We start from the raw sequence: 3,188 nt of genomic DNA on the forward strand, positions 1-3,188 counted from the left end.
CTGGGTTGTACAACGCTAATCACTAACTGGCCAAGCGTATTGAACACTTCAATTTTTTTCACTGAAGCATCAGTCAAACTCTTTACAGTCAGCTCGGCATTCATTGGATTAGGAAATACGGAAAACGATTTCTGCCAATCGAAATTTTCCGTTCCCAAAACTTGAACTTCGGTAATAGCGTCGTTGGTAAAAATCGGATAGTTAAAATCAAAGTAAATTGCAGCGCTGTTACTGAAGGTATCGCCTACAACTAAAGTAGGAACCGTTTTAATTTTAAATACCACATAACCGTCGTTTGTCTCGTCGGTAAAGCCCAATTGGATGTTTTCGAAAATAAACTCAACACGATTGCCGTTGGAAATACGCGTAGTAAACGGATGGCTTGAATCTAGAGGAGTTAATGTGCTGATATCGAATTTTGCGGTATCAATTCGATCGGTAATAATTACACGTTCCGCTGCTGCAGTACCTGTGTTTTCAAAACGAATCATATAGTTCACAAACTTTCCTACTTGCTCTGGGCCAAGTGTTGGTCCGGCTAGGCATGTTTTGTCGTTTGGATCGAATGAATTTACTACTATTTGCGATAAGGTTGAAATGTTGTTATCTGGGGTTGTATCGGCAGCGGCAGTTTGTAATCCAGCAGTAAAAGTCAACAAGTCGTCGCTGTTTAGAGCTGGGGTTTCCATAGGAGAATTGTGGTTAAGCGTAACAAAAAACTCTTGTTGGTTAAAAGGTGCTAAATTACTCAGTGTCCATGAAACCGAACCTGTATTTAGTGAGGTAGAACTTGGAACAGCTTCTATTAAATCAGAAACAGATTCGTCGTAAGTGAATACTACTGAACCCGATTGAACGGTGGTACCAACATTTTTTACAAGCACTTTATAAAACGAGTCAAAGCCAGGTCTGGCATTCCCTATAGGAATCAGATTAACTTCTATGTCTGGAAAAGTACCATTTGCCGTGATACAAAAATTTTGTAGCAGTGGACTAGCCTGAGTTGGGAAATTTGCCACGAAACTAGTTGGCGAAATAGAATAATAAGCAGAAGACGGAACTACAGGAGTTACGGTGTGTTGCCCAGCTTGAACTGGAATCGAATAGGCTCCCGACTCGTCGGAAATAATCGTGCCATTTACAGACCCGTTGGTGATATTAAATTTTAGATTAGGAACAATCGGATCCGAACTCGAGCAAGACGAACCGCTAAAATTATACCGCTGGTTGCCTGAAATCGTGTAAAATGAACCTCCGGGTGTGAAAACGCAGTAGGAATTTACTTCGGTATTTGTATGACCATTTTCTGCAAGTTTTGAATCAACTAAAGAAATACTTGAGGGATGTGTGCATACATACTCTAAGTTAGTCACATTTAAAAGCGAGAAGTTGCTTATACTTGTAACATTGGGAATAAAAATGGACTGTAAGGGATTATTATCTGCATTCAACGATAAGTAAGACGAAGGAATTTCTAAAGTAATCAAATTGTTAGAAGAACAGTTAAGTAGAGTGAGGGACTGCGGATCCGTTGATGAAAACGTTATCGCTGTTAGCTGATTATTCGAAACATTTAACTGATCACAAAATCCTACATTAATAGTAGTTAAATTATTGTGTGATAAGTTCACCGACATACCGAAAGCGCCGTTTATTGAAGTTAAATTATTGTGCGATAAATCTAAAAAAGCAATTGAAGGCACATTAATTGTCGTTAATTGATTGTACGATGCGTTAACAGTTTCTAAAGTCCCTCCGCCTGTTTGAAAAATCAAAGAGGTTAACAAATTTCCACTACAACTCAACTGAAAAAGCTGCGTAAATGGAGTACAATCAAAAGATGTAATTTGATTTTGACTAAAGTCAAGTACGCCTAATTCTGGCAAGCTCGAAAAATTAAGATTAGCAAGTTGGTTATTTGAACAATTAATGGCATCCAGTTGTGGTAAGTTGCTAGCCGTAAAAGTTTGAAGCTGATTTGCACTACAGTTCAAATTTACTAAAGAAGACAAATTCGTAATGCTTAAAGTCGTCAAATTATTAGTATTACAATCTAAATTGATTAACTGTTGTAGCATCGAAACATCGAGATTAGTTAGATCATTCTCAAAAATTAAAATACCTGTCAATAAGATGTTGTTAGCCAAATCGATCTGAGCTATCGCATTTTTGGATACATCAATATATCTCAAATCTGTTTGCGGCGCTAAATCAATCGAAGTTAAATTATTCGAAGCAGCCTCTAGGCGTTGCAAAGCTGTAAGCCCAGTTAAGTTTAATGCAGAAATATCGTTCAAACTACAATTCAAATTTTTCAGCTGCGTATTTGAGGTAACATCCAGATTATTTAATTCATTTTGATTGCACGATAAAGTAATCAAACCCGCATTGGCACTGCTATTGAGTGTAGTTAAATTATTATTACCGCATTGCAGAGTTACTAGATTAGTTAAGCTCTGTATATTTAATGATTGTAACTCATTTCTCTCACAAATCAGCGTAATTAGCGCATTTGCACCCGAAACGTTAAGCGATGTTAAATCGTTTAAACGACAATTCAACAACTGAAGATTTGCTAACATCGAAACATCAAGAGAGGTTAGCGAGTTCGAATTACATATTAGCGACGTTAAGTTTGTGAAATTACTGATCTCTTGTAAGTTTGAAATCCCTGAATTAGAGACGTTCAGCTGATAAACTGCAAGAGCTTCGCTTGCTTCGATTTGCTGATTGTTATTGGCATCTATCTTGATGTTATTGCCATTGACCCCTTTGGCAATACTGTTTGTAGTTGCCGACTGCAGTAGCTTACTCTTAAATACTGGATCGGTAAAAGTTATAACTTGGCTTGTACAAAAGTTTACGAGAAATATAGCTAAAAGTAAGTAAAACTGCTTCATGATAATTATGATTTAGATAAAACTATTGTTAATCAGGCGATTTTCAATCTTATTATCAATTCTTAAAGCCAAAAAAAGAATGCTTCAAAATAACTTCTATGATAAAAATTTTATGCGCTCTAAATTATTCCTTCACAACCTTCGCTACTCCTACTCCTTTTTCAGAATACATTTTCACAAAATAATTGCCCGCAGCTAAACGAGATACATCAACCACTTCTTCATTGCTGGGTTGTACAACGCTAATCACTAACTGGCCAAGCGTATTGAACACTTCAATTTTTTTCA

At 36.8% G+C, this 3,188-nt stretch carries 2 protein-coding genes; both read right to left on the minus strand.

Annotation, left to right across the window (positions count from 1 at the left end):
- A partial coding sequence (locus tag Q0064_RS04500) for a hypothetical protein (protein ID WP_298144925.1) occupies positions 1-2,900 on the minus strand: 2,900 nt, incomplete at its 3' end.
- A 124-nt stretch (positions 2,901-3,024) separates the two neighbouring features.
- Positions 3,025-3,174, minus strand: coding sequence for a T9SS type A sorting domain-containing protein (locus Q0064_RS14725; RefSeq protein WP_366094775.1), 150 nt, complete (start codon positions 3,172-3,174; stop codon positions 3,025-3,027).
- Positions 3,175-3,188 lie beyond the last annotated feature (14 nt).

The organism is Flavobacterium sp. (assembly GCF_027490375.1).
Lineage (GTDB): Bacteria > Bacteroidota > Bacteroidia > Flavobacteriales > Flavobacteriaceae > Flavobacterium.